Genomic DNA, 6,544 nt, shown 5'->3' with positions numbered 1-6,544 from the left:
GACCACATTCCGCACAGATGTGATTTTGCTTACCTTGCTTCACACCATTCTTACGGGTATGAGTAGAACCACAACGAGGACATTGCATGGCTAAGCACCTTGAATTCATACTTTATTATGCAACGCCCAAAATTGATGGTGTTACTGGCAAAGTATGCCTTTGACAGTCCAGGAATTACCTCAGTGCTAGATAAGTTGGTGGGTTTGCCAGCAGAGCAACTCAAGCCAGAAGTATGGGAAGCGATCGCTTTAGGCTACTGGGGAAACCAGAAATACGGTCAAGCCAGTACCGCTTATGCCAAAGCCCCTCGCACCCTCCACAACGCCTACCGGATCGCTAGGGGACTCGATCTTGCCGAGAACAAAGTTAAAGCACTCCGCGCCTATAAAGAGGTGGTGCAGGAGTTCCCCAATGCTAACGAAAGTGCTACCGCTCTCCTCCAGATCGCCAAAATCGGTCCCGCTATCGAGGCGGTTCCTTATCTCGACCAAGTCATCAGTCAATTCCCCAACCGAGCTGGCGAAGCAATCTTATTAGAAGCGAAAATTCTCGATAGTCTCAAAAGTTCCGAGTCCGCAGCCGTGGCGCGTCAATCATTACTCACCAAGTATGGCAATACTGATGCAGCGGCAGAATATCGGTGGAAATTGGCTCAATCGAAGGCACGGGCTGGAAATTACCAGGAGGCGCTGCAAATCGCCAAGCCCATCCCAACTCAGAATCCTGATAGCGAATTAGCTCGTCGGGCAGCTTTTTGGGTGGGTAAATGGTCAAACAAGCTGGGGCGCAAGCAGGAGGCGAAAGCAGCTTTTGAGAATGTAGTGGCGAAGTATCCCCAATCTTACTATGCTTGGCGGTCTGCCGTCATGCTGGGCTGGGATGTGGGAGACTTTAACAGTGTGCGTCAGCGAGATCCCAAAGTAGAATGGCCTGCCAAGCGACCGTCGCTGCCCGTGGGTTCTGCTGCTTTACAAGAACTTTACCAAATGGGTCAAGGCAAAGATGCCTGGACGCTCTGGCAAACAGAATTTCAAAACCGGGTCAAGCCAACGGTTGCAGAACAATTTACCGATGGTTTGCTTCGACTCAGCATCGGAGACCACTTGCAAGGAATTGCTAAAATCTCTAGCTTAGAAGATCGCGAGAACCCGGAGGAGCAAGCACAATACAAAGCTCTAACGCAACAAGTTGCTTACTGGCAGGCGTTGTATCCTACTCTCTATATCGAAGCGATTGAAAACTGGTCTCAACAACGTCAGCTCAATCCCTTGCTCGTGATCTCTGTGATTCGGCAAGAGTCCCGATTTGAGCCAAAAATCCGCTCTAGTGCTGGTGCGGTTGGCTTAATGCAGGTGATGCCAGAAACCAGTAAATGGGTTGCCGAAAACATTGGCATCAAGAAATATAGCTTGGAAAATCCCAACGACAACGTTAAATTAGGCACCTGGTATCTGGATGAAATTCACGATCGCTACAAAAATAACTCCATGTTAGCGATCGCTAGTTACAATGCCGGTTCCGGTAATCTGTCGAAGTGGCTCCAAGACAAAAAAGTAAGCGATCCAGATGAATTCGTCGAAGCCATTCCCTTTGATGAAACTCAGGGTTACGTCAAGAATGTGTTTGGCAACTACTGGAATTACTTACGCCTGTACAATCCGAAAATCTCTCAGCAGGTAGCAAAATACTCAGAAGGTCAGCCAACCGCATTCAAAAATTAAAAATTAAAAATTGGAGAAAGCAGTTTGGTGTAATGAAAGCTCCCGTTTTGGGAGTTGGTAATGAGGAAAATTTCATTACCGATTACTAGCCGTAGAAGTGGCTTTCTATCGCTGGATTTTTCTTCAATTTTTAATTTCTAATTGCTGGAACTTTCTTCAATTTTTAATTTCTAATTGCTGGAACTTTCTTCAATTTTTAATTTTTAATTTTTAATTTTTAATTGATATGGATACAATAGTCAAGAAATCTTCAAAGCAAACTTGACCGATGACGCTTCCTTCAGAAGTCGATACCGCATCCCAGCTAAATCCAGACCTGGAGCCGGAATCAGCGAACCGCAATCTAGAAGATGAATACCTTGATGAGCTGCCCGCTGAAACCGAGATGTCTCTATTCGACCATCTGGAGGAGTTGCGGCGGCGGATTTTCTATGCGCTAATTGCGGTTGTCGTAGGTGTCATTGGCAGCTTCCTGTTTGTCAAGCCAATTGTCCAACTGCTGGAGGTACCGGCGCAGGGCGTCAAGTTTCTCCAGCTGGCACCGGGAGAATACTTCTTTGTCTCCATTAAAGTTGCCGGTTACAGTGGCTTGCTAGTAGCCAGTCCCTTTATCTTGTACCAGATCATCCTGTTTGTTCTCCCAGGGCTTACTCGCCGCGAACGCCGCTTAGTGGGACCCGTTGTTTTGGGGTCGGGTGTCCTGTTTGTAGCGGGACTGGCATTTGCCTATGTAGCATTAATTCCAGCCGCCCTGAATTTCTTCATCAGCTACGGGGCAGATGTCGTCGAGCAGCTGTGGTCGATTGACCGATATTTTGAATTCGTGCTGCTGCTGATGTTTAGCACCGGATTGGCATTTCAAATTCCCATCGTCCAGCTGCTACTCGGCTTTTTGGGAATTGTCTCTTCTGGGCAAATGCTATCTGGCTGGCGGTTTGTGATCCTGGGGGCAGCAATTTTGGGTGCCATTCTGACGCCTTCCACCGACCCCCTCACCCAAAGCCTCCTCGCGGGTGCCGTTTTGGGACTCTACTATAGCGGAATTGGCTTGGTTAAGCTCGTAGGGCGCTGAGATCGGTAAGTTGGCACCTTCTAGAACTGTTCGAGCATCCACTCCGAGGCTCGTTCACCCAGGTCTAGGGGGATGCTGACTGCTTTACCGAGTCGAGGGCGATCGCGCGTTTGTTCAATATAATGTTGTACTTGGTCAGCTCCACCCCAAGCGTGGAGATACTCGGCGACAGTATCCAGGTGCGCCATGTAGTCTGCCTCCGACAGCGGAAAAGACGCCTGCTCTAAGTATTTCCACATTACCTGGAGGAAAATTTTGCCCTGAGTCCGCCTGATCTGGATATCGTATGAGCGTCCCCACTTGTCGATCAGGAGTTGGCGAAGGTCTTGTCCTGTCATAGTTTTATCGCAATTACTTTTCTTTACATTTCGTCATAAATGGAGCGCTTCTTAAATTAATGATACGGTGCAAAAGAATGTAATAATACCCTTAGCAAGGCTGTAAACCTTTCTACAAAAGGGTTTGTGGCGAACAGGCTTGCGACTTGCTTGGTATACATTGATTAGGCAAGGTTTAACAAAATCTGGGACTAAACCCAGGGTTGTTCACATAGCTATACACTCAGACGTTACTCATGGCTCAACTTTCTAGCTCGTCAGACGTTCCCGATATGGGGCGTCGTCAATTTATGAATTTGCTCACTTTTGGTACCATTACAGGAACAGCTCTGGGGGCACTGTATCCCGTTGTTAAGTATTTCATCCCCCCTTCGAGTGGTGGAACGGGTGGTGGTCTAACTGCCAAAGATGCCATCGGCAACGATGTCATTGTGAGTGATTTTTTAGCTAATCATAATGCGGGCGATCGCACCTTGGTTCAGGGCTTCAAGGGCGACCCTACCTACATTGTCGTGACCGAGGAGAAAACCATTGACAATTACGGCTTAAACGCCGTCTGCACCCACTTGGGTTGCGTTGTCCCTTGGAATTCCGGTGAGAACAAGTTTATGTGTCCCTGCCACGGTTCTCAATATGACAGCACCGGCAAGGTAGTACGGGGACCAGCACCGCTGTCTCTGGCACTGGTTCACGCTACCGTGGCGGACGACAAGGTTACATTAACGTCTTGGACGGAAACCGACTTCCGTACCGGCGAAAATCCTTGGTGGACATAAGGTCATTAGTCATCGGTGCTTAGTCATCAGTCATCAGTCATTCGTCATGAGTCATTGGTCATTTGTAATAGACCAAACACTAAGGACGAAAAACTAAGGACAAAAAACTAAGAACGAAAAACTAAAGACAAAAAACTGATAGATATTGTTTGAAATTCGACCCAGAATCCCTTCTTGAGAGATGAGAAAAGTTTCTTTATCGGCGATATCCAAAATAGGCAAACAGGCGATGATCAAAACCGTCCTGGTTGCGATCGCCACCGTGTCATTATTCCTCGCCAGCGATCTAGCCCTTCCCCAATCAGCGAGTGCCTATCCCTTCTGGGCGCAACAAACCTATCCTGAAACCCCTCGCGAACCAACGGGGCGGATTGTGTGTGCCAACTGTCACCTCGGTGCCAAACCCACAGAAATAGAAGTTCCCCAATCTGTTCTGCCAGACACCGTCTTTGAAGCCGTCGTGAAAGTTCCCTACGACACCAACACGCAGCAGGTGCAAGCCGATGGCAGCAAAGGTCCCCTGAACGTGGGTGCCGTTTTAATGTTGCCAGAAGGCTTCAAAATTGCCCCCGAAGATAGAATTCCTGAAGAAATGAAGGAAAAAATCGGGGAACTCTACTACCAACCCTACAGCGAAGACAAAGAAAATATTGTCATAGTTGGCCCCATTCCAGGCGATCAATATCAGGAAATTATCTTCCCCGTTCTGTCTCCCAATCCACAGACCGATAAGAAAGTTTTCTTCGGTAAATACTCGATTCACGTTGGTGGCAACCGGGGTCGCGGTCAGGTTTACCCCACAGGTGAAAAGAGCAACAATTCCATCTATAACGCTTCTGTAGCCGGTCGCGTCGCTTCCATTACCCAAGCTGAAGAAGGTGGCTCTCAAGTCACCATTCAACCAGCAGAAGGCAATGCGGTTGTTGATACAATTCCCGCAGGTCCAGAGCTAATTGTCTCCGAAGGACAGGAAGTTAAAGCTGGCGAAGCGCTGACTTCCAATCCTAACGTCGGTGGCTTTGGTCAAATGGATGCCGAAATCGTTTTGCAAAGCCCCACCCGGATCAAGTGGTTGATGGCATTTATTGCTGCAATCATGTTGTGTCAAGTCTTGCTAGTACTGAAGAAGAAGCAAGTTGAGAGAGTGCAAGCGGCTGAGATGAATTTCTAAGTTTGGCGTTGTACTAAATAGTTATGAGACAGGCAAGATGCCTGTCTTTTTTTTGCGATAAAAAATAACGTATTTGCCAGCCTCCTCTACCTTTGCAGGACTTACGCAAAGCTTATACATATAGCGTTCTTGTCGGTTCAATCCCCCTGTGGTTGCCCTTACTATGTGGTGATGCGTAAGTCCTGCTTTGCAACTTTATGGGGTAGGGAGGTTGCCTTGCCGTAGTTCCAGGCTATAGATTCACTGCATACCCTGTGCTTCGCTAACGCGATCGACTTGTGGGCTTATCCGAGAAATATAGCGCTTTAAGGGTTGAGTCTAGTACAGTCAGACCTAACCCCCAACCCCCTTCCCTGGGAGGGAAGGGGGCTAATTTCAAAGCCTTTCTCCGGATCAAAGAGAGGTTTGGAGAGAAGTTAAAGCTGTACCGCATACAAGTGAGAACCGCTATATTGGGGGCGCACGTCCGTATCCGTGGGTCCTGATAAAGTTTCAAGCGCAAAGCAAATTAGGGTTATTTAAATACACCTTCTTGTTCATCCTCAAAGATATATTCATAATCAAAAACTAAAGAATTGAGATGTCGAATAATTGTAAAACCAAAATGAGTCACTAAATCTGTATTAAAAGTAGCCATAACTAGCTGTATTAACTTCTTATCGCTAATTACAGGTTTTTGTACAAAATAATTACGTTTGTCAAAAAAACGATTATTAGAACTGGGAACAACTATCGCATTAATTCGATGAGCATGTTGAATTGGTTTTATATAAGTATTGAAAAACTCTTCTTGATTAATTTGTAGTTGATATAGTCTTTCATGCTGCAACCAACTCATTTTAAACATCATTTTAATGAGTTCAAATCCCAAAATGTAGTTAAACACATTGTTACGTTCTTCTGTACTGAGAACCAGTCTCAGAGCTGATTCTAAGTACAATTCTGGTTGTCTACTTACATCTTGAGCTGAATGGATATAAAACTGTCTAATATAACTTCTTAAAACTAATTCATTTAAGTCTAAATGAAGGTGGAATTGTGTTAAATATTCTTGGACTCTTTGTTGAGTATTTTTGTCTTGAAGTCTTTTGGTAACTAAGCCCGTTGCCGTATAATCATCCAAAAATTCTGCTTGCATTTCTGGAGTAGCCGCACACATTAGATGACACAATGACAGCACATAACGGCGCTGGTTCCAAGGCAAACTTTCCGCCCATTTCTTGGCTTCTGGAGGGAGTTTATCAAGAATACTTTCTGATTCTCCAAGGTCAAACATTGCCGTTAGTTGAGAGATTTGTTCAGGCATAACGGGAAAGAGTTATAAGTAAGGATACAAACCTAAGTATCGAGACAGAAAAACAATATAAAAATTCTTAAGTTGAGTTAATAATTGAGTTTTTAAATTTATTTTCACCTGCCTATTTAGTTACCAGGAGTTCCTAAATCTAATCTCTTGTGCCAGAAG

At 45.8% G+C, this 6,544-nt stretch carries 6 protein-coding genes; 4 read left to right on the top strand and 2 right to left on the bottom strand.

Annotation, left to right across the window (positions count from 1 at the left end; genetic code table 11):
- Positions 1–117: 117 nt before the first annotated feature.
- Positions 118–1,722 (top strand): transglycosylase SLT domain-containing protein, encoded by a 1,605-nt coding sequence (locus ACFW2W_RS24010; RefSeq protein WP_378184234.1) that lies wholly within the window; start codon positions 118–120, stop codon positions 1,720–1,722.
- Between the two features lie 268 nt (positions 1,723–1,990).
- The gene (gene tatC / locus ACFW2W_RS24005; protein ID WP_378184231.1) at positions 1,991–2,794 is read left to right on the top strand and encodes a twin-arginine translocase subunit TatC; all 804 of its coding nucleotides are present in this window, start codon (positions 1,991–1,993) and stop codon (positions 2,792–2,794) included.
- A 20-nt stretch (positions 2,795–2,814) separates the two neighbouring features.
- On the opposite strand, the gene ACFW2W_RS24000 is transcribed toward tatC, so the two are convergent.
- A complete protein-coding gene (locus tag ACFW2W_RS24000) occupies positions 2,815–3,132 on the bottom strand; it encodes a DUF3067 family protein (protein ID WP_378184229.1) in 318 nt (105 codons plus the stop codon).
- A gap of 236 nt (positions 3,133–3,368) precedes the next feature.
- Here ACFW2W_RS24000 and petC point away from each other — a divergent pair, with 236 nt between their 5' ends.
- Positions 3,369–3,908 (top strand): cytochrome b6-f complex iron-sulfur subunit, encoded by a 540-nt coding sequence (petC, locus tag ACFW2W_RS23995; RefSeq protein ID WP_378184227.1) that lies wholly within the window; start codon positions 3,369–3,371, stop codon positions 3,906–3,908.
- A 181-nt stretch (positions 3,909–4,089) separates the two neighbouring features.
- Positions 4,090–5,079: a cytochrome f gene (gene petA / locus ACFW2W_RS23990; protein ID WP_378184225.1), complete on the top strand. Its 990-nt coding sequence runs from the start codon at positions 4,090–4,092 to the stop codon at positions 5,077–5,079.
- Positions 5,080–5,593: 514 nt separating this feature from the next.
- Here petA and ACFW2W_RS23985 read toward each other — a convergent pair.
- Entirely contained in the window at positions 5,594–6,385 is a 792-nt protein-coding gene (locus ACFW2W_RS23985) for a cobyrinic acid a,c-diamide synthase (protein ID WP_378184223.1), read from the bottom strand.
- Positions 6,386–6,544: the final 159 nt, after the last annotated feature.

The sequence above is a fragment of the Coleofasciculus sp. H7-2 genome (assembly GCF_042747725.1).
Classification (GTDB): Bacteria; Cyanobacteriota; Cyanobacteriia; order Cyanobacteriales; family FACHB-T130; genus FACHB-T130.
This window is presented reverse-complemented; position numbering and strand designations above follow the sequence as displayed.

Bases quoted from the DNA above. Each gene is read 5' to 3' on its own strand.
- ACFW2W_RS24000 (WP_378184229.1), bottom strand. From the start codon at position 3,132: ATGACAGGACAAGACCTTCGCCAACTCCTGATCGACAAGTGGGGACGC.
- petA (WP_378184225.1), top strand. From the start codon at position 4,090: ATGAGAAAAGTTTCTTTATCGGCGATATCCAAAATAGGCAAACAGGCG.
- petC (WP_378184227.1), top strand. From the start codon at position 3,369: ATGGCTCAACTTTCTAGCTCGTCAGACGTTCCCGATATGGGGCGTCGT.
- ACFW2W_RS24010 (WP_378184234.1), top strand. From the start codon at position 118: ATGCAACGCCCAAAATTGATGGTGTTACTGGCAAAGTATGCCTTTGAC.
- tatC (WP_378184231.1), top strand. From the start codon at position 1,991: ATGACGCTTCCTTCAGAAGTCGATACCGCATCCCAGCTAAATCCAGAC.
- ACFW2W_RS23985 (WP_378184223.1), bottom strand. From the start codon at position 6,385: ATGCCTGAACAAATCTCTCAACTAACGGCAATGTTTGACCTTGGAGAA.